At 72.4% G+C, this 22,773-nt stretch carries 24 protein-coding genes; 13 read left to right on the forward strand and 11 right to left on the reverse strand.

Annotated features, from left to right (window positions below; translation table 11 throughout):
- Positions 1 to 6: 6 nt before the first annotated feature.
- A complete protein-coding gene (locus CP968_RS11440; protein ID WP_150517911.1) occupies positions 7 to 957 on the reverse strand; it encodes an amino acid ABC transporter permease in 951 nt (316 codons plus the stop codon).
- Positions 958 to 986: 29 nt separating this feature from the next.
- Positions 987 to 1,931 (reverse strand): ABC transporter substrate-binding protein, encoded by a 945-nt coding sequence (locus tag CP968_RS11445; RefSeq protein ID WP_150517912.1) that lies wholly within the window; start codon positions 1,929 to 1,931, stop codon positions 987 to 989.
- Between the two features lie 523 nt (positions 1,932 to 2,454).
- Here CP968_RS11445 and CP968_RS11450 point away from each other — a divergent pair.
- The 5 genes from CP968_RS11450 to CP968_RS11470 all read left to right on the forward strand — a co-directional run bounded on the left by CP968_RS11450 (position 2,455) and on the right by CP968_RS11470 (position 6,710).
- Positions 2,455 to 3,657, forward strand: coding sequence for an NAD(P)-dependent malic enzyme (locus tag CP968_RS11450; RefSeq protein WP_150517913.1), 1,203 nt, complete (start codon positions 2,455 to 2,457; stop codon positions 3,655 to 3,657).
- A 137-nt stretch (positions 3,658 to 3,794) separates the two neighbouring features.
- Entirely contained in the window at positions 3,795 to 4,757 is a 963-nt protein-coding gene (locus CP968_RS11455; protein ID WP_150517914.1) for a zinc-binding dehydrogenase, read from the forward strand.
- 61 nt (positions 4,758 to 4,818) lie between these two features.
- On the forward strand, positions 4,819 to 5,028 hold the full coding sequence (locus CP968_RS11460) for a helix-turn-helix domain-containing protein (RefSeq protein ID WP_042818984.1): 210 nt from the start codon (positions 4,819 to 4,821) through the stop codon (positions 5,026 to 5,028).
- Positions 5,028 to 5,585 (forward strand): Clp protease N-terminal domain-containing protein, encoded by a 558-nt coding sequence (locus CP968_RS11465; protein WP_150517915.1) that lies wholly within the window; start codon positions 5,028 to 5,030, stop codon positions 5,583 to 5,585. Before CP968_RS11460 ends, CP968_RS11465 begins: the two co-directional genes overlap by 1 nt.
- Positions 5,586 to 5,618: 33 nt before the next feature.
- Positions 5,619 to 6,710 carry an IS630 family transposase gene (locus CP968_RS11470; protein ID WP_150517909.1) on the forward strand — a complete coding sequence of 364 codons (1,092 nt, stop codon included), beginning with the start codon at positions 5,619 to 5,621 and terminating at the stop codon, positions 6,708 to 6,710.
- Here CP968_RS11470 and CP968_RS11475 read toward each other — a convergent pair.
- The 3 genes from CP968_RS11475 to CP968_RS11485 all read right to left on the reverse strand — a co-directional run bounded on the left by CP968_RS11475 (position 6,707) and on the right by CP968_RS11485 (position 9,939).
- The gene (locus CP968_RS11475; protein WP_150517916.1) at positions 6,707 to 7,603 is read right to left on the reverse strand and encodes a PadR family transcriptional regulator; all 897 of its coding nucleotides are present in this window, start codon (positions 7,601 to 7,603) and stop codon (positions 6,707 to 6,709) included. The two genes, CP968_RS11470 and CP968_RS11475, sit on opposite strands and share 4 nt — an antisense overlap.
- Before the next feature lies 1 nt (position 7,604).
- A complete protein-coding gene (locus tag CP968_RS11480) occupies positions 7,605 to 8,516 on the reverse strand; it encodes a DUF4097 family beta strand repeat-containing protein (RefSeq protein WP_150517917.1) in 912 nt (303 codons plus the stop codon).
- 487 nt (positions 8,517 to 9,003) lie between these two features.
- Entirely contained in the window at positions 9,004 to 9,939 is a 936-nt protein-coding gene (locus CP968_RS11485) for a LysR family transcriptional regulator (RefSeq protein ID WP_150517918.1), read from the reverse strand.
- A 211-nt stretch (positions 9,940 to 10,150) separates the two neighbouring features.
- On the opposite strand from CP968_RS11485, the gene snpA reads away from it, so the two are divergent.
- Positions 10,151 to 10,810, forward strand: a complete 660-nt coding sequence (gene snpA / locus CP968_RS11490; RefSeq protein ID WP_150517919.1) for a snapalysin — start codon at positions 10,151 to 10,153, stop codon at positions 10,808 to 10,810.
- A gap of 142 nt (positions 10,811 to 10,952) precedes the next feature.
- Here the strand turns inward: snpA and CP968_RS11495 are convergent, their stop codons facing one another.
- The 4 genes from CP968_RS11495 to CP968_RS11510 form a co-directional block, all read right to left on the reverse strand.
- Positions 10,953 to 11,534 (reverse strand): dihydrofolate reductase family protein, encoded by a 582-nt coding sequence (locus CP968_RS11495; RefSeq protein ID WP_150517920.1) that lies wholly within the window; start codon positions 11,532 to 11,534, stop codon positions 10,953 to 10,955.
- Between the two features lie 84 nt (positions 11,535 to 11,618).
- Positions 11,619 to 12,212, reverse strand: a complete 594-nt coding sequence (locus CP968_RS11500; protein WP_150517921.1) for a GNAT family N-acetyltransferase — start codon at positions 12,210 to 12,212, stop codon at positions 11,619 to 11,621.
- A 150-nt stretch (positions 12,213 to 12,362) separates the two neighbouring features.
- The gene (locus CP968_RS11505) at positions 12,363 to 13,415 is read right to left on the reverse strand and encodes a family 2 encapsulin nanocompartment cargo protein polyprenyl transferase (protein ID WP_150517922.1); all 1,053 of its coding nucleotides are present in this window, start codon (positions 13,413 to 13,415) and stop codon (positions 12,363 to 12,365) included.
- A gap of 32 nt (positions 13,416 to 13,447) precedes the next feature.
- On the reverse strand, positions 13,448 to 14,854 hold the full coding sequence (locus CP968_RS11510) for a family 2B encapsulin nanocompartment shell protein (RefSeq protein WP_150517923.1): 1,407 nt from the start codon (positions 14,852 to 14,854) through the stop codon (positions 13,448 to 13,450).
- A 248-nt stretch (positions 14,855 to 15,102) separates the two neighbouring features.
- Between CP968_RS11510 and CP968_RS11515 the strand changes: the two genes are divergently transcribed.
- The 4 genes from CP968_RS11515 to CP968_RS11530 all read left to right on the forward strand — a co-directional run bounded on the left by CP968_RS11515 (position 15,103) and on the right by CP968_RS11530 (position 18,665).
- On the forward strand, positions 15,103 to 15,558 hold the full coding sequence (locus CP968_RS11515) for an RrF2 family transcriptional regulator (protein ID WP_150517924.1): 456 nt from the start codon (positions 15,103 to 15,105) through the stop codon (positions 15,556 to 15,558).
- A gap of 168 nt (positions 15,559 to 15,726) precedes the next feature.
- On the forward strand, positions 15,727 to 16,923 hold the full coding sequence (locus CP968_RS11520) for a globin domain-containing protein (RefSeq protein ID WP_150517925.1): 1,197 nt from the start codon (positions 15,727 to 15,729) through the stop codon (positions 16,921 to 16,923).
- 151 nt (positions 16,924 to 17,074) lie between these two features.
- Positions 17,075 to 17,665: a peptidoglycan recognition protein family protein gene (locus CP968_RS11525; RefSeq protein WP_167536792.1), complete on the forward strand. Its 591-nt coding sequence runs from the start codon at positions 17,075 to 17,077 to the stop codon at positions 17,663 to 17,665.
- A 49-nt stretch (positions 17,666 to 17,714) separates the two neighbouring features.
- On the forward strand, positions 17,715 to 18,665 hold the full coding sequence (locus tag CP968_RS11530) for a 1-aminocyclopropane-1-carboxylate deaminase/D-cysteine desulfhydrase (protein WP_150517926.1): 951 nt from the start codon (positions 17,715 to 17,717) through the stop codon (positions 18,663 to 18,665).
- Positions 18,666 to 18,681: 16 nt separating this feature from the next.
- On the opposite strand, the gene CP968_RS11535 is transcribed toward CP968_RS11530, so the two are convergent.
- A complete protein-coding gene (locus CP968_RS11535) occupies positions 18,682 to 20,262 on the reverse strand; it encodes a Na+/H+ antiporter (RefSeq protein WP_150517927.1) in 1,581 nt (526 codons plus the stop codon).
- Between the two features lie 55 nt (positions 20,263 to 20,317).
- On the opposite strand from CP968_RS11535, the gene CP968_RS11540 reads away from it, so the two are divergent.
- From CP968_RS11540 to CP968_RS11550, 3 genes are all read left to right on the forward strand, one after another.
- Complete coding sequence (locus CP968_RS11540; protein WP_150517928.1) at positions 20,318 to 20,578, forward strand: UBP-type zinc finger domain-containing protein; 261 nt, start codon at positions 20,318 to 20,320, stop codon at positions 20,576 to 20,578.
- Positions 20,579 to 20,783: 205 nt separating this feature from the next.
- Positions 20,784 to 21,197: an ATP-binding protein gene (locus CP968_RS11545; protein ID WP_030012703.1), complete on the forward strand. Its 414-nt coding sequence runs from the start codon at positions 20,784 to 20,786 to the stop codon at positions 21,195 to 21,197.
- Positions 21,198 to 21,214: 17 nt separating this feature from the next.
- Entirely contained in the window at positions 21,215 to 22,219 is a 1,005-nt protein-coding gene (locus CP968_RS11550; protein ID WP_373304100.1) for an RNA polymerase sigma factor SigF, read from the forward strand.
- A gap of 15 nt (positions 22,220 to 22,234) precedes the next feature.
- On the opposite strand, the gene CP968_RS11555 is transcribed toward CP968_RS11550, so the two are convergent.
- On the reverse strand, positions 22,235 to 22,693 hold the full coding sequence (locus CP968_RS11555) for a hypothetical protein (RefSeq protein WP_150517931.1): 459 nt from the start codon (positions 22,691 to 22,693) through the stop codon (positions 22,235 to 22,237).
- Between the last annotated feature and the right edge of the window lie 80 nt (positions 22,694 to 22,773).

A 22,773-nucleotide genomic window follows, 5' to 3' on the forward strand; every position in this document is an offset into this window, starting at 1 on the left:
GGGCGGTCACTTCGCCACCTCCGTACGGCGGAACATGTTCAGGTTGGCCTTCAGCCGCTGGAGCGGCGTGGGCGGCAGGGAGCGCAGCGATCCGCGGGCGTAGCGGCGCTCCAGGTAGTACTGCCCGACGCTGAAGACGCTGGTCAGGGCCAGGTACCAGATCGAGGCGACGAAGTACATCTCGATCACCGCGCCGGCCGTGGAGCCGATGTTGGAGCTGGCCCGCAGGAGCTCGGTGTACTGCACCGCCGAGACCAGGGACGAGGTCTTCAGCATGTTGATGAACTCGTTGCCGGTCGGCGGGATGATCACGCGCATCGCCTGCGGGAGCACCACGCGGCGCATGGTCTGCGTACGGGTCATGCCCAGGGCGTGCGAGGCCTCGCTCTGGCCCTCGTCGACGGACTGGATGCCCGCGCGGACGATCTCCGCCATGTAGGCGCCCTCGTTCAGGCCGAGGCCCAGGAGGGCGACCATGAACGGGGTCATGACGTCGACGGTCTCGTTCTTGTAGATCGGACCGAGGTTGATGTACTGGAAGATCAGCGGAAGGCTGAACCAGACCAGCAGCTGCACGTAGACCGGGGTGCCGCGGAAGAACCAGATGTACAGCCAGGACACGAAGCTCGTGACCGGGTTGTTCGAGAGCCGCATCACCGCGAAGAGGATGCCGAGCACGAGGCCCAGCGCCATCGACGAGACGCTGATGATCACGGTGTTGCCGAGGCCGGCGATGACCGACGGGTCGAACAGCTTGTCGCCGACCGTCGCCCAGATGACCTTGCCCTGGGAGAAGGCGTAGACGAGCCAGGCCAGCAGGACGGCGACGACGACGGCGCTGATCCAGCGGCCGTAGTGCCGGACCGGGATGGCCTTGATGGCCTCGTACGGGGTGCCCGCGGCACCGGGCCCGGCCGGCGGGGTGGCGGCCGGGCCCTTGTCGATCTTGTCAGTCACGATGACTGCCCTTCAGTGGAGCGCTCGGGTCACTTGCCTGCGTTGACCGTGGCGGACTGCACGGCGCTGTCCTTGACGTTCCACTTCTCCAGGACCTTGGCGTAGGAGCCGTCCTTGATGATGGCGTCGAGCGCTTCCTTGAGGGCGTCGCGCAGCTGGGTGTTCTCCTTGGAGACGGCGATGCCGAAGAGGCCGACGTCGCTCTGCTGGCCGCCGACCTCGAAGTCGTTGCCGCCGCCCGAGGTCTTCGCGATGTAGGCGGCGACCGGGAAGTCGTTCAGGTCGGCCACGGCGCCGCCGGCCTTGACGCGGGTCTGGGCCTCGGCGTCGGTGTCGAACGCCTCGATGGTGAGCTTGTTGGCGCCGCACTTCTCGGCCTGGGCCTTGAAGGTGTCCTCGTAGATCGTGCCGCGCTGCACGGCGACGGTCTTCCCGCAGAGGTCGTCCAGGGACTTGATGTTGTCCGGGTTGCCCTTCTTGAGGATGAGCGAGACGCCGGAGGAGAAGTAGTCGACGAAGTCGACGCCCTTGCCGATCTTCGCGCCCTTGTCGTCCAGGCCCTCCTGGCGCTTCTTGTTGTCGGTGATCGACGACATGGCGGCGTCCTGGCGGCCGGTCTCCAGCGAGGTGATCAGACCGTCGAAGGTGCCGGAGGCGAACTCGAACTTCACGCCGAGCTGCTTGCCGAGCTCCGCCGCGATGTCGGGGTCGACACCGACGATCTTGCCGCCCTCGGTGAACTCCATCGGGGCGTACGCGGCGTCCGTGCCGACCTTGATGACACCGGCGTCCTGGATCTTCTTGGGCAGCTTGGAGAACAGCGGTGCGTCGCTGGTCTTGCCCTTGGTCTCGTTTCCGCTGTCGGTCTGGTCTCCACAGCCGGTGAGGATCAGGGCGCCGGCGACCGCGATGGCGCCGACCGCCGCGATCCGGGACCGGGCGGCGGTCGAACGACGAGTGGTGCTAGCGGTCATGAGCTGGTTCCTCCGGCAGGTGGAAAAGCATCGAAAACGGTCGGGCACGCACCATCGAGTGTCGCGACCTTGTGTGATTACGGCATCTTGCCATTCGGACTGACGCATTCAGGCTGCCCATCAGGTCAAAATCGCATAACGGGCGACACCGATCGCCGAACAGGACTGCGGGCGGCGGGCCTCGGGGCCGCACGATGCGCCGTCGCGGCTCCGGGCGGGCGCACTTTTTACGGCCCGTCTCGTCTGCCGGACACGGACTCTTGGACTTTTCGCCAAAACCGTGACAAGAGGCTTATGGTCGAGCAGGAATCGACTCGTCTGGGCGAGCGTTCTTCCGGTAGAACAGATCCTTACACCCCTCATCCGGGGCTCAGGGCGCGCGTGCGGCGCGCCCGCGCGTACGAACCTCCCCTCCGCGGAGACGGGCCAACCGTCGATGCGGAGCACGGACGCGGTGCCCGCCCACCCCTTAACCAGGAGTGGCCACCCTCAACGATTCAAAGGACTTAAGGGGTCACACACAGTGGCAGCGGAGATCGTCAACCCTCGCAGTGACAGCGCGACGGACAACAACCCCGACGCGGTGTTCGCACTGCACCGGGGCGGCAAGATGGCCATCGTGGCCACCGTGCCGGTCCACGACAAGGACGACCTGTCCCTCGCGTACACCCCCGGCGTGGCGAAGGTGTGCAGCGCCATCGCCGAGCAGCCGGAGCTCGTGAACGAGTACACCTGGAAGTCGAACGTGGTCGCCGTCGTCACCGACGGCACGGCCGTGCTCGGACTCGGTGACATCGGGCCCGAGGCCTCCCTCCCCGTGATGGAGGGCAAGGCCATCCTCTTCAAGCAGTTCGGTGGCGTGGACGCGGTTCCGATCGCGCTGGCCACCAAGGACACGGACGAGATCATCGAGACGGTCATCCGCCTCGCCCCGTCCTTCGGCGGGGTGAACCTGGAGGACATCTCCGCCCCCCGCTGCTTCGAGATCGAGCGGCGCCTCCAGGAGGCGCTGGACATCCCGATCTTCCACGACGACCAGCACGGCACCGCCATCGTGACGCTGGCGGCACTGCGCAACGCCGCGAAGCTGACCGGGCGCACCCTCGGCGACCTGCGGGCCGTCATCTCGGGCGCCGGCGCCGCGGGCATCGCCATCGCCAAGATCCTGGTGGACGCGGGCATCGGCGACGTGTGCGTCACCGACCGCAAGGGCGTCGTCTCCTCCGACCGCTCCGACCTGACGGACGTCAAGGCCGAGATCGCGGGCCTGACGAACAAGACGGCCCGTACCGGTTCCCTGGAGGACGCGCTGGCGGGCGCGGACGTCTTCATCGGCGTCTCCGGCGGCACCGTCCCGGAGGCCGCGGTGGCCACGATGGCGAAGGACTGCTTCGTCTTCGCCATGGCCAACCCGAACCCGGAGGTCCACCCGGACGTCGCGCACAAGTACGCGGCGGTCGTGGCCACGGGCCGGTCGGACTTCCCGAACCAGATCAACAACGTGCTGGCCTTCCCGGGCATCTTCGCGGGCGCCCTCAAGGTCCGCGCCACCCGGATCACCGAGGGCATGAAGATCGCCGCCGCCGACGCCATCGCCGGTGTCGTGGGCGACGAGATCGCCGCCGACTACGTGATCCCGTCGCCGTTCGACGAGCGCGTCGCCGAGGCCGTCACGGCCGCGGTCGCCGCGGCCGCGAAGGCCGACGGCGTGGCCCGCCTGGTCTGATCCACCGCGCGGACGGATGCGGCGGGGGCCCGGCCGGAACGTTCCGGCCGGGCCCCCGCGCGTCCCGGCCCGGGCCGTGCCCCGATCGGGCCCCGGGAGGTCTGGAACCCGGGGCTACCGAGCGGTAGCGTCGCGGCATGTTCGCTGCCTACGCCGCCCGAATCGACCGTGACCAGCCGCTGAACGGCCTCGTGCTGGGCGACCGCCCGGCCCCCGAGGCCCGCCCCGGCTGGGTGACCATCAACGTCAGGGCCGCCTCGCTCAACCACCACGACCTGTGGTCGCTGCGCGGGGTCGGCCTCGGCGAGGACCGACTGCCGATGATCCTCGGCTGCGACGCCGCCGGGACCGACCAGGACGGCAACGAGGTCGTCCTGCACTCCGTGATCGGCCAGAGCGGCCACGGGGTCGGCCCCGACGAGCCCCGCTCGATCCTGACCGAGCGCTACCAGGGGACCTTCGCGGAACAGGTGAGCGTCCCCGCCTGGAACGTGCTGCCCAAACCGGCCGGGCTGTCGTTCGAGGAGGCCGCCTGCCTGCCGACGGCCTGGCTGACGGCGTACCGGATGCTGTTCACCAACGCCGGGGTGCGCCCCGGGGACTCCGTACTGGTGCAGGGCGCCGGCGGCGGGGTCGCGACCGCCGCGATCGTCCTGGGCAAGGCCGCCGGCCTGCGGGTCTACGCGACCAGCCGGGACGAGACCAAGCGCGCGCGGGCCGTGGAGCTCGGGGCGCTGGAGGCGTACGAGCCCGGGGCGCGGCTCCCCCGGCGGGTGGACGCGGTGATCGAGACGGTCGGGGCGGCCACCTGGTCCCACTCGGTGAAGTCCCTGCGCCCGGGCGGCACGCTGGTCATCTCCGGCGCCACCAGCGGGGACCGCCCGGCGCACGCGGAGCTGACCCGCATCTTCTTCCTGGAACTGCGCGTGGTGGGCTCGACCATGGGCTCGAAGGACGAGCTGGAGGACCTGCTCTCGTTCTGCGCGACGACGGGCGTGCGGCCGGTCATCGACGAGGTGCTGCCGCTGGACCGGGCCCGCGAGGGGTTCGAGAAGCTCCGGACGGGCGACCTGTTCGGCAAGGTGGTCCTCACCCCCTGACGTGCCCGCCCGACGTCAACAAGGATTGACACCCCTCCCGTGTCAATCTACATTGACACCCATGACGGAAGCCACTGATCTCGCCGAACGGGCAGGTGACCGCGATCCGCGCGTGGGCCTGCGTGCCGTGGCCGCGCTCCGCAGACTGCTGGAGCAACTGGAGGCCGTACAGGTGCGCAGCGCCCGCGCGCAGGGCTGGTCCTGGCAGGAGATCGCGGCCGAGCTGGGCGTCAGCCGGCAGGCCGTGCACAAGAAACACGGGAGGCTCTGATGTTCGAACGCTTCACCGCCGAGGCGCGCGAGGCCGTGACCGGCGCCGTGACCCACGCCCGCCGGGACGGGTCCCCCGCGGTCGGCGAGGAACACCTGCTGCTCGCCGTCCTCGACCAGGGGGCACTGGACCCGCTGGGCGTCGACCGCACGGCGGTGGCCGCCGGCCTCGCCGCCGCCCGCCGCCGCGGCGGCATGTCGCGGGCCGACCAGGAGGCGCTGGCCGGGCTGGGCATCGACCTCTCGGAGATCGTCTCCCGGATCGAGGAGACCCACGGCGAGGGCGCTCTGGCCGCCCCGGCCCCCCGGCGGCGCACGCTCGGCACCTCGCTGCGCGCCGCCCTCGGCCGCCCGGAACAGGACCACCGGCACGTCCCCTTCACCCCGGGCGCGAAGAAGACCCTGGAGCAGTCGCTGCGCATCGCCCTGGGCCGCAAGGACCGCCACATCGGCACCCTGCACCTGCTCCTGGCCCTGCTCTCCCGCCCCGGCACGGTCTCCGAGGTCCTCACGGACCACGGCATCACCTACGCCACCGCCGAAACGGCCGCCGCCTAGTGACCTGAGTCTGAGGTTTGTCGTTGGTTCGGTATGAGTCGTCCGGGTCCGAAGATTCCGCCGTTGTCGGTCACTGATGCCCAGCGGGCTGTGTTGGAGGGTTGGTTGCGTCGTCGCTCGACGGCCCAGGCTTTGGCTCAGCGGTCGCGGATCGTGTTGGAGTGCGCGGGTGGGCACTCGGTCATGGAGGTGTCGCGGCGGCTGGGGATCGCTCCGGACACGGTCCGCACGTGGCGGCGGCGTTTCCTGGAGCACGGCCTGGACGGGCTGGGCGACGAGCCGCGTCCGGGTGTCCCGCGGAAGATCACCGACGCGGATGTCGAGCGGGTCATCGTCAAAACCCTGGAAGAGACGCCGAAGAACGCGACGCATTGGTCGACGAGGTCGATGGCCGCGGCAACCGGGATGTCCCAGTCGACGGTCTCGAGGATCTGGCGGGCGTTCGCGCTGGCCCCGCACCGGTCCCAAACGTTCAAACTGTCGACGGACCCGCTGTTCATCGACAAGGTCCGTGACGTGGTCGGTCTCTACCTCGACCCGCCGGAGAAGGCTTTGGTCCTCTGCGTGGACGAGAAGTCGCAGATCCAGGCCCTGGACCGGTCCCAGCCGGTCCTGCCCATGATGCCCGGCGTTCCCGAGCGCCGTAGTCACGACTACATCCGCGCCGGCACCACCACCCTCTTCGCGGCCCTGGAAGTCGCCACCGGCAAGGTCATCGGATCACTCCACCGCCGCCACCGGGCCGCCGAGTTCAAGAAGTTCCTGACCAAGGTCGACAAAGAGGTCCCGGCAGATCTTCAGGTCCATCTGATCCTCGACAACTACGCGACCCACAAGACCCCGGACATCAAGAAGTGGCTGCTGGCCCACCCGCGGTTCCACCTGCACTTCACACCCACCAGCGCGTCCTGGCTCAACCTGGTCGAGCGGTGGTTCGCCGAGCTCACACAAAAGAAGCTCAAGCGGGGAGTCCACCGCTCCGTCCAGGCCCTCGAACGCGACATCCGGGCCTGGCTGAGCGACTGGAACGACCAGCCCAGGCCCTTCGTCTGGACGAAGACAGCCGACGAAATCCTCGACAAAGTCGCCGCCTACTGCCACCGAATCTCTGACTCAGGTCACTAGGGAGTGTCGCCCAGGGCCGAGGTCAGCCGGGTCGCCGCCGCGGCCAGGTGGGCCCGGGCCTCGGCCAGCTGGGCCGGGGTCACCCCGTGGTCGCGGGCCGCGTCGCGTACCTCGTCGCGGAAACGGTCCAGCAGGCGGTCCAGGTCCCGGGCCGGCTCACCGGTGGCCGCGAGGTCCTGCGCCCAGTCCGTGTCCACGACCGGCGGCGCGGGCCGGTCCGCGGAACCGGACGGCGCGGGGCCGCCCGCGCCTCCGAGCCAGGCACCGGCCAGACTGCCCAGCACCCCGCCCGACTTGGCGAACTGCTCCTGGAGCTGCCCGGCGATGCGCTGGACCTCCTCGCGGGCCCGGTCCTGCGCCTCCTTCGCCTGCCGGCGCGCCTGCTGGGCCTCCTCGCGGGCCCGGCGGCTCTCGTCCTTCGCCCGGCGGGCCTGCTCCTTCCACTCGTGCCGCGCCTTGCGCAGCTCCTCCTTGGCCGCCTTCCACGACTCGTCCTCGACGTGGGTGGCGCTCGCGGAGGCCGCCGCCCGCATCTCGCGGCGGAGGTCGCCCGCCGCACCCCGGACGTCCTCGCGGATCTCGGCCGCCAGTTCGGTGACCGAGTCGCGGATCTCCAGCTCCAGATCGGCGAGCTCACCACTGCGGTCGGCCAGCTCGGCGCGGCCCGCCTCGGTGATCGAGTACACCTTGCGCCCGCCCTCGGTGGCGTGCGTGACCAGTCCCTCGGCCTCCAGCTTCGCCAGCCGCGGGTACACGGTGCCCGCGGAGGGCGCGTACAGGCCCTGGAAGCGCTCCTCCAGCAGCCGGATCACCTCGTACCCGTGGCGCGGGGCCTCGTCCAGCAGCTTGAGCAGGTACAGGCGGAGGCGGCCGTGGGCGAAGACGGGCGGCATGTCAGAGCACCTTCTTGTCGAGCGTGAGGGGGGCCGAGTCGGCCTGCGGGCGGCGCAGCAGCGCGATGGAGCCGGAGACCGTGGTGGCGCGCAGGGTGCCGGTGCCGGAACCAAGCGTGCCGGTGATCCTCTTGGCGCCGAGCTGGCCGGAGACCCGGAGGTCCTCGAAGGCGTTGGAGACCCCGCCGGTGGCGGTGTTGGCCTCGACGCGGGCGTCGGCGGGGTGCGGGAGCCGGATGGCGACCTGGCCGGAGACCGAGTTCAGCGCGATGTCCACCGGGCTGGCGGCGGCCGGGTCGAGGTCCAGGTCGATGAGCATGTCGCCGCTGACCGAGTCGGCCCGTACGCTCACGCCCGCCCCGTCGACCACGGTCAGGCCGCCGGACACCGAGTGGAAGGCGAGGTCGCCGGTGACGGACTGGGCCTCGACGGCGCCCGAGACGCTGTGCGCCTTGACCCGGCCGGACAGCCCGACCAGGGTGGCGTCGCCGGAGACTCCGTTGACGTCGGTGCCGCCGGAGATGCCGGACACGAACACCCCGGCGTCGACGGTGGCGAGGTGGACCCGGGTGCCGGCGGGGACGGTGAGGGTGACGGCGGCGCTGCGCTCCCAGGCCTTGCGGCCGGAGGAGCCGCCGGACCAGGCCTTCCACGGCTTGCCCTCGAACCACTTCTTGAAGCCCTGCGCGCCGTTCCAGGGCAGGTCCTCGTAGGAGACGGTGAGGACGCCGCCCTCCTGGACCACGTACAGCGGCGGCCCGTCGACCGCGGCCGCCTCCAGGCGGGCCGGACCGTCCTCGGCGGCGACGACGTTGACCGTGCCGCTCACGAGACGGACGCGGAGCTCGGTGACCGGCCCCTCGAAACCGAGCTTCTGCGGCTCGGCGATGTGCCACGTCGACTGCTCTGCCATGGTGCTGATCCTCCTCGTGCGTTCACGGACACGGGTCTCGACGCACGCAACATATCGCGTCTTCACCAGACACGATATATCGCGGCCTCTCGAAGTCAAGCCGTCGCGGGCCTCCGCCAGCCGGGGCCGGGGACGGGGTGGGGTGTCGTCCGGGACGTGAAACGTGAGGTGTGCCGCGAACGGGCCCGTAGGGGGCGAGGCGGAAGCCGAGGGCGCCCTACGTCACGCAGTCCCGGACGGCACCCCACCCCGACCCCGGGACCACCCCGCCCCGAGCTCCCCAGGACCCCGGCTCCGCCCGGACCCGCGCCTCGAACGCCGGCGGGGCTGAAGTGGCCGGCGCGGCGCACCCGTCAGCCCCGCCCGGCCCGGCCGGCCCCGCCCGGCCCCGCCCGGACCCGCGCCTCGAACGCCGGCGGGGCTGAAGTGGCCGGCGCGGCGCACCCGTCAGCCCCGCCCGCCCGGCCCCGGCCGGGCCGCAGGATCGTTACGCCGCCTCCAGGAGCGGGCTCGCGTGGTGGTGGAGCCACGCGCGGTACGGCGGCATCCGCAGCGCCGCCTCCCGATACGCCTCCCGGAGGTCCTCGTAGACCTCCGCGTGCGCCCCCGGCCGCGTCGCCAGCAGCAGCCGCACCGCCAACGGGTCCCCCGACAGCGGCCGGATCGCCATGTCCTCCCGCGGCCCGGACGTCGGCTGGCACGGCGCCACCGCCTCTCCGGAGACGATCAGCGACGTGGCGGTGTGGTAGTCGGCGTGCAGCACCGGCGGGTCCAGCCCCGCCCCGGCGAACACCCTCCGCAGGCCGTCCCACTCGCCGTCGACGGAGGGGTCCACCGTCCAGCGGTCGGCGGCCAGGTCCCGTAAGGACACCACCGCGTGCCGGGCGGCGGGATGGTCCCGGGCCATCGACACGAACTGCGGCTCCCGCTCCATCAGCACGTGCACCTGGAGCCCCGCCGGGACCCGCAGCGGACTGCCCTCCACCTCGTGGACGAACGCCACGTCCAGCTGCCCCGCGTCCACCATCCGCAGCAGCGCGTTGGCCGAGACGTCCACCACCAGCGAGGTCTCGGTGTCCGGCTGCCGCACGTGGAGCCGGCGCAGCCACCCCGGCAGGGCCCGGCTGGCCGTGGAGCCGATGCGCAGCCGCGGCCCGCGGGCCAGTGCCCGCGCCTCCGCCACGAGGGCGGCCATCTCGGCCAGCAGCGGGCGCGCCCGGCCGAGCACCGTGCGGCCGAAGGGAGTGGGCCGGCAGCCGGTGCGCTCGCGCAGGAACAGCTCCCCGTCCAGGGCCCGTTCGATGCGGCGCAGCTGGGTCGTCAGGGAGGGCTGGCTCACGCCGAGCTGCCGGGCCGCCTTGTGCAGGCTGCCGGCGTCGGCGATGGCGCACAGCGCCCTCAGGTGCCTGACCTCAAGCTCCATGACCCGAGGGTAGGCGGCTTGCGGTGGACCGCACCAGCCGCCGATAGCCCCCCGAATCCCGCCATTCTCACTCCAGTCGGCCTACCGAAAAGTTCCCGATAGGTCCGCGCTATCGGGCAGTGACATCATCCGCCGGGCCCGTCCGCTCCCCCAGACTCCGGTACCGAACGACCCACCCCCCACCGCACCGGACGAGTAGGAGCTCCCCCACATGCGCCACTCCCGCAAGGCCGTTCTGGCCGCCACCGTCGGTCTCGGCCTCGCCGCCACGCTCGGCGGCATCGCCCCCACCGCCACCGCGGCGCCCGCCACCGCCGCCGATTCCGCCGGCTACGCCGCGTACGAGCGCTCCGCGGAGAACCAGGCCGCCACCAAGGCCTTCTTCGAGGCCGTGCAGCGCTCGGTCGCCGAGCAGCGCGCCGCGAACCCGGGCCTCCTGGCCGTCACCGTCACGTACAACACCCGCAGCGCGCCCAGCTTCCGCTCCCAGATAGCCAGCTCCACGCAGATCTGGAACAGCTCGGTGACCAACGTGAAGCTCCAGGAGGTGTCCACCGGCGGCAACTTCTCGTACCGGGAGGGCAACGACTCGCGCGGCTCGTACGCCAGCACGGACGGCCACGGCCGCGGCTACATCTTCCTCGACTACCGGCAGAACCAGCAGTACAACTCCACCCGCGTCACGGCCCACGAGACCGGGCACGTGCTGGGCCTGCCGGACCACTACTCCGGCCCGTGCAGCGAGCTGATGTCCGGCGGCGGCCCGGGCACCTCCTGCCAGAACCCCAACCCGAACAGCGCCGAGCGCTCGCGCGTCAACCAGCTGTGGGCCAACGGCCTGGTCGCCTCGGGCCTGGGCTCGAAGGGCTAGTCCCCGGCGTCAGCCGATCCCTCCCGCGGGCCGGACACGTGCACCCCACGTGCCCGGCCCGCGGTGCGGGCGCTCCCGGCCCGACGGCCACGACCGGACCCGACGGGCCCGCCCGGCCGCGCTCCGCGCCGGACCCGACGGCTCAGCGCTTGCGCGCGTACGTGGTGACGACCTGTCCGCCGCCGAAGCTCCTGACCCCGGTCAGCTCCAGGTCGCGCCGTGCGAACCCGGCCCGCGAGAGGGGGATGCCGCGCCCCGCGAACACCGGGTACGTCTTGACGACGAAGACGTCGATCTCCTCGACCAGTTGGGCCGCCAGGTCCGCGCCCCCGCAGAGGTAGATCCCCAGCCCCTCCTCGGCCTTCAGCTCCCGCACCCGCGCCACGACGTCCCCGCTCACCAGCTCCACCGCCGGGTCCGGCGCGACCGTGATCGACCGGGTGACCACGTACTGCCCGAGGTGGCCGTACGGGCTGGTGATGCCCGCCTTCAGGGCCGGGTCGTACGAGCGCCGCCCCATGAGCACCGTGTCGAAGTGCCGGGCACCGGAGAGGTCGACGCCCAGGGACGCGTGGCCGGCGGTCGGGATGGTCTCCGGGTACTCGGCCGTGAGGTACGCGAGGTACTCCGGGTCGAGGTAGGCGCCGAGGAAGTCCCCGTCCCCGTCCGGGTCCGCGATGAACCCGTCGACGGAGGTGGCCACGTAGTACGTGAGCGTCCGCAAGCGGTTCCCTTCCGTTCGGCCGCGCCACCGCACCGGGGCGCGTCGATCAAACTACTTCGCCCGCAGTGGTTCGGCAACGCCGTTTCACCCGCGCGGCTTGCGCCACATCGGCCACATCGTCGGCCCGTCGGGAAGCCGCACCGCCTCGCCGGTGAACTCCCAGCCCAGCCGCTCGTACAGGCCCCTGCTGCGCTCGCTGCTCGCCTCCAGGTACGCCGGTACGCCCTCGCGGTCACAGCGCTCCAGCACCGGCCGGATCAGCTCGCTGCCGAGCCCCTCGCCCTGGCGGCCCGGGGACACGCCGATCATCAGCAGGTACTCGTGCTCCTCCGAGGTCGGATGGACCGCGCCCGTGATCCGGCCGACCAGCTCGCACCGCTCGTTGTCCGGGTCGGCGACCGCCCGCATCCGGGCCGGGACCTCGTCCTCGCCCTCGGGTTCGCCCGCCGGGATCCGCAGCCACAGCGCGGCCGCCGAGCCGTCGGCCGCGTAGTCGACGCGCCCTTCGGCCAGGGCCACGTCCACGAAGACGCCCAGGAACTTCGCGTGCACCGCGGCCCGGTGCTCCGGGTCCGGGAAGACCCAGCTGCTCACCGGATCGCTGCGGAATGCCTCGTCGAGCAGGCGCGCCACCGCGTCCCGGTCCGACTCGTCCGCCTGACGTATCTCCAGCGCCATCGGGCACACCCTTCACTCGTGCGTCAACAACCGTGAGTGATCCTAGAGTTGGGCCCACAGCCGCGTAAGGCCCGTTCCGGCACCATGCGGTGTCGAAACGGGCCGTGCGCCAGGTCCGCGCGCGCAGCCCGGGGGCCGCGCGCGAGGCCGTCACCTCGTGCGGCGCGTGACGAACTCGGCCAGCGCCAGCAACCCGCCGGCCGCCCCGAGGTCCGGGACCGCCCGCGACAGCTGCTGCACCGCGCGGCCCATCCGGTCCGCCGCGTGGGCCTGCGCCCAGTCGCGGCCGCCGGCCCGGTCCACGGCCTCGGCCGCCCGGTGCACGTCGTCCCCGGTCATGGGTCCGGCGTACAGGGCCGCCAGCTCCTCCCCGGCCGCGGTGCCCGAGGTCAGGGCGGCCACGACGGGGAGGGACTTCTTCCGGGCGATCAGGTCGGCCCCGGCGGGCTTGCCCGTGTGCCCCGGGTCCCCCCAGATGCCGATCAGGTCGTCGATCAGCTGGAAGGCCAGGCCGGCCTCCCGCCCGAACGCGTCCATCGCGTCGACCTCGTCCGGGCCGGCCCCCGCGTAGAGCGCGCCGAGCGCGCACGCGCAGCCCAGCAGGGCGCCGGTCTTGGCCGTGGCCATGGCCAGGCACTCGTCGAGCGAGACGTGCGGCCGCACCTCGAAGGCGCAGTCCGCCTGCTGTCCCGCGCACAGCTCGATCACGCAGGAGGACAACCGGGCCGAGGCCGCCGCCGCGGCCGGGTGCGGGTCCTGCGCGAGGAGCCGCAGGGCGAGCGCCATCATCGCGTCGCCCGTGATGATCGCGTCCGGTATCCCGAAGACGGTCCAGGCGGTGGCGCGGCCGCGCCGTCGGGCGTCCTTGTCGATGACGTCGTCGTGCAGCAGCGTGAAGTTGTGCGCCAGCTCCACGGCGACCGCGGCCCGTACGGCCTCGTCCGCCGCCCCGCCGTCCTGGCCCCGCAGGGCCTGGGCGGCGGCGAGCACCAGGGCCGGCCGGATGGCCTTGCCGGCGTTGCCCGCGGCCGGTGTCCCGTCCGCCTGCTCCCAGCCGAAGTGGTACATCGCCACGCGCCGCATCGAACCGGGCAGGCTCTCGACCGTCCGGCGCAGTTCCGGGTTGACCGTTTCTCTCGTGCGTTCCAACAGGGCGGCGGCCTCTTGGCCCTCGCCGGTCGTGATGGCCTCGGTGGTTGCCACGGCGTGTCCCCGGTGCTCTCCGGCCGCCCGGCTCAGTGCCAGCGGCCGATCTCGACGTTCTCCAGGACACCGAGCGCGTCCGGCACCAGGACCGCCGCGGAGAAGTACGCGGTGACCAGGTACGAGATGATGGCCTGCTCGCTGATCCCCATGAAGCGGACCGACAGGCTCGGCTCGATCTCGTCGGGGATGCCGGGCTGGTGCAGGCCGATCACGCCCTGCTCCTCCTCGCCCGTGCGCATGCACAGGATGGAGGTGGTGCGGGCGTCGCTGATCGGGATCTTGTTGCTCGGGAGCAGCGGCACCCCGCGCCAGGCGGGCACCCGGTGGCCGCCGAGGTCGACCGTCTCGGGGTACAGGCCGCGCCGGTTGCACTCGCGTCCGAAGGCGGCGATGGCCTTGGGGTGGGCGAGGAAGAACTTGGAGCCGCGCCGCATGCTGAGCAGCTGGTCCAGGTCGTCGGGGCTGGGCGCGCCGTCGTGGGGCTGGATGCGCTGGTCGTATTCGGCGTTGTGGAGGAGGCCGAAGTCACGGTTGTTGAGCATCTCGTGCTCCTGGCGCTCGCGCAGCGCCTCGACCGTGAGCCGCAACTGCTGCTCGGTCTGGTTCATCGGCTGGTTGTAGAGGTCGGCGACGCGGGTGTGGACGCGCAGGACCGTTTGCGCAATGGAGAGTTCGTACTCGCGCGGGTGGGCGTCGTAGTCCACGAAGGTGCCCGGGAGCACGGCCTCGCCCTGGTGGCCGGCCGAGAGGTCGATCGCGGCCTCGCCGTACTTGTTGGTGCGCTGGGCGGGCTGGGTCCGTACGGCGTCCACGTGGGCGCGCAGCGACTCGACGCGGTCGGCGAGGAGCTGGAAGTCCTGCCGGGACAGGACGAGCGCGGTGCCGGAGGTGGCGGCGCGGGCGGTGTACTCCCAGATGGCCTCGTCGTCGGAGAGGGCGTCCTCGCCGAAGTAGGCGCCGTCGGCGACGGTGCGCAGGACGGCGTCCTCGCCGTAGGGGCCGGGGCCGATCTGGTCGATGCGGCCGTGGGCCAGCAGGTACACCCGGTCGGAGGGGCTGCCGAAGGAGGTGAGCTCCTGGCCGGCTTCGAAGTCGATCTGCTGGCAGCGCTGGGCGAGTTCGCCGAGGACGTCGAGGTCCTCGTACTCGCGCAGGAGCGGGAGCTCGCCGAGCTCGGCGGGGATGACCTGGACCTGGGTGCCGGTCTTGATGAACTCGACGCGTCCGTCGCCGACCGAGAAGCTCAGGCGGCGGTTGACGCGGTAGGTACCGCCCTGCACCGAGACCCACGGGAGCGTCTTCAGGAGCCACCGCGAGGTGATCTCCTGCATCTGCGGCGCGGACTTGGTCGTGGTTGCCAAGTTCCGTGCGGCCGATGTCCCGAGACTGCGCTGCGGGGCCTGGGTCTCGGATTCGGAACCTGCCTGGACCGACATGTATTTCCCTTTCGATCACTCCATGGGTCTGCGGGACGCAGCTTTCCAGCACGGGGCGTGGTGGGACCATTACACAAAAGGATGGGACTAATTCCCGCGTGCGCGGGGCACTGTCTCGGGTCACTTCACTCCGCACGCCCCATCGGACCGGCGCTTTTCGGCCATCCCGAGACGGCGGCGGCACACCGGACCGCGGACCCTCCGCGATTAAATTTGCAGATCATATGCAAGTTATCTACGGTGGTTCCATGAGGCTGACCCGGTTCACCGATCTGGCGCTGCGCGTCCTGATGCGCCTCGCCGTCGAGGACGCGGACCTTCCGACCACCCGCGACGTGGCCGCGACCATGGAGGTCCCCTACACCCACACCGCCAAGGTGGTCGCCAGACTGCAGCACCTCGGCCTGGTCGAGGCCCGGCGCGGCCGCGGGGGCGGGCTGGCCCTGACCGGCGCCGGCCGCTCGGCCTCCGTCGGCGGGCTGGTGCGCGAACTGGAGGGCGCGGGCGACGTCGTGGACTGCGAGGGCGCCGCACCCTGCCCGCTGCGCGCCGCGTGCCTGCTGCGCGGCGCGCTGCGCGGGGCCCAGGAGGCGTTCTTCGCCTCACTGGACCCGCTGACCGTGAACGACCTGGTGGCGGCGCCGACCGGGCCGATCCTCCTGGGCCTCTCGGCCGGCCCGCCGTCCGGAGCCGCCCGCGCCTGACGGCCGCCCGCACCGCGGGGCCCCCTGGCCGGTTCGCGTCGGCCGCCGCCCCGCCATGCCGCCCCTGAATGCCGACTCGAACGTACGTCCACCCAGACATCTGGACGCACCCCGGTGCGGCACACCCAAAAATACGCATCTCAGATGCACATTCAACGAGGAGTCCCGATGCTTTCCGAGCAGTCGACCGCGACCGTCCGAGCCACCCTCCCCGCCGTGGGCGCGGCGATCGGCGACATCACGGAGCTGTTCTACGCGAAGCTGTTCGCGGCCCACCCGGAGCTGCTGCGCGACCTGTTCAACCGGGGCAACCAGAACGCCGGCCTCCAGAAGCGGGCGCTCGCCGGCTCCATCGCCGCCTTCGCCACGCACCTGGTCGCCCACCCGGACCAGCGCCCCGACGTGATGCTGCGGCGCATCGCGCACAAGCACGCCTCCCTCGGGGTGACCCGCGACCAGTACCGGGTCGTCCACCGCCACCTCTTCGAGGCCATCGCCGAGGTTCTCGGCGAGGCCGTCACCCCCGAGGTCGCCGCCGCCTGGGACGAGGTCTACTGGCTGATGGCGAACGCGCTCGTCGCCATCGAGGAGCGGCTGTACGCCGGGCGGCGGGTCGCCGCGGGCGACGTCTGGCGGGAGTGGACGGTCACCGGCCGGACCGAGGAGACCGCGGACTGCACCACCTTCCGCATCGCCCCCGCCGACGGCTCCCCGGCCCCCGCCCACCTGCCCGGCCAGTACGTCTCCGTCCAGGTCGAACTCCCCGACGGCGCCCGCCAGATCCGCCAGTACAGCCTCTCCACCGCCCCCGGCTCCCCGGTCCGCGCGATCACCGTCAAGCGGGTCCACGGGCCGGCCGGCGCGGGCCCGGACGGCGAGGTCTCCCACCACCTGCACGCCCGCGTCGCCGTCGGCGACACCCTGCGGGTCTCCCTCCCCCACGGCGACCTGGTCCTGCGGGACTCCGCCGCCCCGGTCCTGCTCGCGTCCGCGGGCATCGGCTGCACCCCGATGCTGTCGATGCTGGAACACCTCGCCGACACCGGGCACGGCGCCCCGGTCACCGTCCTGCACGCCGACCGCTCGCCGGCCGACCACCCGCTGCGGGCCGACCACCGCGCGCTGACCCACAAGCTCGCCGACGCCACGGCGCGGTTCTGGTACGAGGAGTCGGCCGGGCCCGGCGACGGCGCGGGCCGCCTCGACCTCGCGGACGTCCCGGTCGCCCCCGGCACCGAGGCCTACCTCTGCGGACCGCTGCCCTTCATGCGGTCGGTGCGCGAGCAGCTCCTCGCCAAGGGCGTGGCGGCCGCCGACATCCACTACGAGGTCTTCGGACCCGACCTGTGGCTGGCCTCCGCGTGACGCGTGGGGCGGGTGGGCCGATCCGGCCTGTCCGGATCGGCTCGCACACCGTACGAGGGCACTAGCGCCGGAAGCCGAGCCTCCACTACACCGGAGCGTAGCGGGCCGTGCACACACGGTGCCCGTCCCGCACGGCACGAAGGAGGCGTACATGGCCGCACCCATGTCCGCGGACCAGTTCGTCCACGCCTTGCGGAACGAGGGCCTGACCGTCGTCGAGGTCGGCGCCTGGCGCACCCACAACCGCAACCAGAAGGGCCCCTGGGGGCCCGTGCACGGGGTGATGATCCACCACACCGTCACCAGCGGCACCGCGTTCACCGTCCAGCTCTGCCGCGACGGCCGCTCCGACCTCCCGGGCCCGCTCTGCCACGGGGTCATCGCCAAGGACGGCCACGTCCACCTGGTCGGCTACGGCCGCGCCAACCACGCCGGCGCGGGCGACTCCGACGTCCTGGCGGCGGTCATCGCCGAGAAGCGCCTCCCGCCGGACAACGAGGCCGACACCGACGGCAACCGCGCCTTCTACGGCTTCGAGTGCGAGAACCTCGGCGACGGCGAGGACCCCTGGCCGCCGGCCCAGCTCGACGCCATCGCCCGCGCGGCGGCGGCCATCTGCCGCTTCCACGGCTGGACGGCCCGCTCGGTGATCGGCCACCTGGAATGGCAGCCGGGCAAGATCGACCCCCGGGGCTTCACGATGGACTCCATGCGGGCCCGCGTCACGGAGAGACTCAAGTAGCCCCCGCCGTGCCCCGGCGGCCCGCCGGGGCACGGCGCACAATGGGCGGGTGAATCCTCCCGGGCACCTCGGCGTGCTCCTGCAGCCGCGCCCGCCGTCCCCGCTGCGGGAGGTCCGCGACGAGCGGTTCGAGCGGTGCGGGGTCCGGCTGCTGCTGAAGCGGGACGACCTGATCCACACCACCCTGCCGTGGGACGCGGACGCCCTGGGCCCCGTGGACCTGCACCCCTCCGGGAACAAGTGGCGCAAGCTCGCCCCGAACCTCCGGGCCGCCCTCGCCGGCGGCCACGACACCGTGGCCACCTTCGGCGGGGCCTACTCCAACCACCTGCGGGCCACGGCCGCCGCCGGGCGGCTGCTCGGACTGCGGACCGTCGGGATCGTCCGCGGCGAGGAGCTGGCCGGCCGGCCGCTCAACGCCTCCCTCGCCCGCTGCGCCGCGGACGGCATGCGGCTGCACTTCGTCCCCCGCTCCGACTACCGCGCCAAGGCCGACCCGCAGGTGCGCGACCGGCTGCTCGCCGAGGCCGGCGCCCCGGGCGCGTACGCCGTCCCCGAGGGCGGCAGCAACCCGCTCGCGCTCGCCGGCTGCGCCGAACTGGGCCGGGAGCTGCGCGGACTCACCGACGTGGCCGCGGTGGCCTGCGGCACCGGCGGCACCCTGGCCGGCCTCGCCGCCGGACTGGACCCGGAGCAGCGGGCCCTGGGCGTACCGGTGCTGGCGGGCGGCTTCCTGGACGCGGAGATACGTTCCCTCCAGGAACGGGCCTTCGGCGGCCCGGCCGGGTCGTGGACCCTGGCCGAGGGCTACCACCACGGCGGCTACGCCCGCGTACCGGCCGCCCTGGAGGCGTTCGCGGCCGACTTCGAGGCCCGCCACGGCGTCCCGGTCGAGCGGATCTACGTGGCCAAGCTGCTGTGGGCCCTGGCCGACCTCGCCGCCGCCGGCGCCTTCCCCCGCGGCACCGCCCTCACGGCGGTCGTCACCGGCCGCCCGTGAGGGCGGGCGGGCGCCGTCAGGTCTCCTCCCGGTACGCGGCCGCCTCCTCCAGGTCCAGTCGGCGCAGCAGCGCCCGCAGCATCTCGTCGTCGATCCGGCGCTGGTCGCGCAGGGCCACGAACACCTCGCGCTCGGCCTCGATCATCTCCCGGGCCAGCCGCCGGTACACGTCGTCCGCCGACTCCCCGGTGACCGCGTCGACCTCGCCCAGCCGCTCCCACACCGCGTTGCGGCGCCGCTCCAGCACCGTGCGCAGCCGGTCGGCCAGCGGCGGCGGCAGGGCGCTGTTGGCCGGCTCCTCCAGCAGTTCCCCCAGCCGCTCCTCCGCCGCCCGCGAGGCCTCGCTCTGCGCCTGGGCCTCCGCCAGCGTGTCGGCGTGCGCGTCCCGGGCCGGCAGCCGCAGCAGCCGGATCAGCGGCGGCAGGGTCAGCCCCTGCACCACCAGCGTCCCGATGACGGTGGTGAAGGTCAGGAAGAGGATCAGGTTGCGGTGCGGGACGCTCATCGGCACGGAGAAGGCGATGGCCAGCGAGACCACCCCGCGCATCCCCGCCCAGCCCACGATCACCGGCGCCTTCCAGGTGGTGTCGGGTTCCCGCTCGCGGACCCGCCGCGACAGCAGCCTCGGCAGGAACGTCGCGGGGAAGACCCACAGGAAGCGGGCGGCCACGACCACGAGGAACACCGCGAGCGCGTACCAGGCGGCCTCCGGGCCCGAGTACTCGGCCAGCCCCCTGAGGACCACCGGCAGCTGGAGCCCGATCAGCGCGAACACCACCGATTCGAGGACGAAGGCGACGACCTTCCAGACCGCCTCCTCCTGGAGCCGGGTGGCGAAGTCGACCTGCCAGTTGCGGTGCCCGAGGTACAGGGCCACCACCACGACCGCGAGCACCCCGGAGGCGTGCACCCGCTCGGCGGCCGCGTACGCCACGAAGGGGATCAGCAGCGACAGCGTGTTCTGGAGCAGCGGCTCCTTCAGCCGCGTCCGCAGCTGGTGGATCGGGACCATCAGCAGCAGGCCCACCCCGACGCCGCCGACCGAGGCCAGCAGGAACTCGGCGATGCCGCCCGCCCAGCCGGCGCTCACCCCGACCGCCGCCGCCAGGGCCACCTTGTAGGCGGTGATGGCGGTGGCGTCGTTGACCAGGGATTCGCCCTGGAGGATGGTCGTGATCCGGTGCGGCAGGCCCAGCTTGCGGGCGATGGCGGTGGCGGCGACCGCGTCCGGCGGTGCGATCACCGCGCCCAGCACCAGCGCCACCGGCAGCGACAGGCCGGGCACCAGCAGGTAGGTCACGTACCCGACGGCGATCGTCGCGAAGAGCACGTACCCCACCGACAGCAGCGCGATGGGGCGGGCGTTCGCCCTCAGGTCCAGGTACGAGCTGTCGACGGCGGCCGTGTGCAGCAGGGGCGGGAGCAGCAGCGGCAGCACGATGTGCGGGTCGAGGGCGTACGGCGGCACGCCCGGGACGTACGCGGCCACCAGCCCCACCGCGACCAGCAGCAGGGGCGCCGGCACCGGCGTGCGGCGCGCCAGCCCCGCCACGACCGCACTGCCGGCCACCAGTGCCACCAGCGGCAATACCTCCATCGAAGATCCACCCTCATCCGTCGAACACGCCCGCGCTGGTCGTACGCTGGCCATCATGAGCGAGTGCACCCACGTTGCCGAACTGCCGCGCCCCGAGCCGGTCCCGTCTGACCGGACCTGTCCCGAATGTCTGGCGCTGGGCAGCCATCCCGTGCAATTGCGGATGTGCCTGGAGTGCGGACGCGTGGCCTGCTGCGATTCGTCCCCCTACCGGCACGCCACGGCACACTTCGAACAGACCGGCCATCCGGTGATGCGCAGCTTCGAACCGGGCGAGACCTGGCGGTGGTGTTTTGTCGACGGTTCGATCGTCTGAGCCGGGGTAGGTCAACCCTCCGCCGGTTCCCCTGATTTGGACCCCGCAGACCCCTAGCCACTGTGCGTACCCGTGGGCTTACCATCAGTCACTGGCCGTGGACGAGGGTGCTCTGAGCGGGCGCCGCGAGGGGTGCCGCGACACGATCGCCCGGATCGCGATAGCGTCACCGGCGAACAGAGCTCGTACCACCTTGGAGGTGAGGGTGTCCCAGATCGCAGGCGAGCCCGGGACCCAGGACTTCGTGGAAGTCCGGCTGCCCGCTGCGGGTGCCTACCTGTCGGTGCTCCGAACGGCCACGGCCGGCCTCGCGGCACGGTTGGACTTCACCCTCGACGAGATCGAGGACCTCCGCATCGCGGTGGACGAAGCCTGCGCGATCCTGCTCCAGCAGGCCGTGCCAGGCTCCGTCCTCAGCTGCGTCTTCCGGCTGATCGACGATTCGCTGGAAGTGACCGTCTCGGCGCCCACCACCGACGGGCGCGCACCGGAGCGCGACACGTTCGCGTGGACGGTCCTGTCGGCGCTGGCCGGCAAGGTCGAGGCCACGGTCGAGGAGAACCGGACGGTGAGCATCAGCCTCTACAAACAGCGCGGCGCGGGACCAGGGCCGGCGTGAGCGGCGGGGAGGTCCCGGTGCGGGGCGGGGATCGCCCCCGGGTGCGGCACGCGGTCGACGGCAGCATCCCGGAGCAGCAGCACGCCCGGCCGCACCCGGCCGACTCGGATGCGGACGACGGCTTTTCGGACTCGGCGGAGCGACGGGCGGGCCCTATGAGCGACAACCAGCACGAAGAACCACAGCCATCCCGGCCACCGGAGGCCGCTGCCACGGCCCCGGTGGTGCCGGCGCCGGTGTTCCCGGTGACCCCGGCCCTCCCGGACCCGCGCGACCGCAGCGGCGCGCGGGCCCTGTTCATCGAGCTGCGGGCGCTGCCGGACGGTTCGGCGGAGAAGGCCGAACTGCGCAACCGGCTGGTGCGGATGCACCTGCCGCTGGTCGAGCACCTGGCGCGGCGCTTCCGCAACCGCGGTGAGCCGCTGGACGACCTGACGCAGGTGGCCACCATCGGCCTGATCAAGTCCGTGGACCGGTTCGACCCGGACCGCGGGGTGGAGTTCTCCACGTACGCGACGCCCACCGTGGTCGGCGAGATCAAGCGCCACTTCCGCGACAAGGGCTGGGCGGTACGGGTGCCGCGGCGCCTGCAGGAGCTGCGGCTCTCGCTGACCACGGCCACCGCGGAACTCTCCCAGCAGCACGGCCGCTCCCCCACGGTGCACGAACTGGCCGAACGGCTGGGGATCTCCGAGGAGGAGGTGCTGGAGGGCCTGGAGTCCGCCAACGCCTACAGCACGCTGTCCCTGGACGTCCCGGACACCGACGACGAGTCGCCGGCGGTCGCGGACACCCTCGGCTCGGAGGACGAGGCGCTGGAGGGCGTCGAGTACCGCGAGTCCCTCAAGCCGCTGCTGGAGGGGCTGCCGCCGCGGGAGAAGCGCATCCTGCTGCTGCGGTTCTTCGGGAACATGACGCAGTCGCAGATCGCCCAGGAGGTCGGCATCTCCCAGATGCACGTCTCCCGGCTGCTGGCCCGCACCCTGGCCCAGCTGCGCGAGAAGCTCCTCGTCGAGGAGTGAGCGGACCCGTACGGGTCATCGGGCCTCTTCCCGGGGCCCGATCCCCAGGGCCCGCGTGGCCGTCGGGTTCACCAGCAGCACGACGACGGCCACCACGGCCGCGGCCAGTGCCGCCGCGGCGGCGATCATCGCGCCGCCCGTGGTGTAGAGGGTCAGGGCCACCGGCAGCGCCATCAGCTGCGTGGTCAGCGCCGGGCCGCGGCTCCAGCGGCGGCCCAGGCGCAGCCCGCGCGCGGCCGCCAGGGGCAGCGCCGCGAGCGCGAGCAGGGTGAGCCCGACGAGCTCGGCCTGCCGGGGCGAGTCCGGGCGGCCGGCGATGCCGACGTACAGCATGTAGACGCCGAGCCCGGCCAGTGCCAGCCCCTCCAGGGCGGTGAGCACGGCGGCCGCGGTCAGCCGACCGGGCAGCGCGGCGGCCCCGGCGGCGGGCTCGGGTACGGGCGCGGGGGGATTCTGGGGCTGCTTCTCACTCACCCCAGCAGGGTAGCGGCGCGGCCCGGAGGGCGGACGGGACGGCCAGTAGGCCCCGCATATGACCGGGTGGGTACTCTGGC

The organism is Streptomyces subrutilus (genome assembly GCF_008704535.1).
GTDB lineage: Bacteria > Actinomycetota > Actinomycetes > Streptomycetales > Streptomycetaceae > Streptomyces > Streptomyces subrutilus.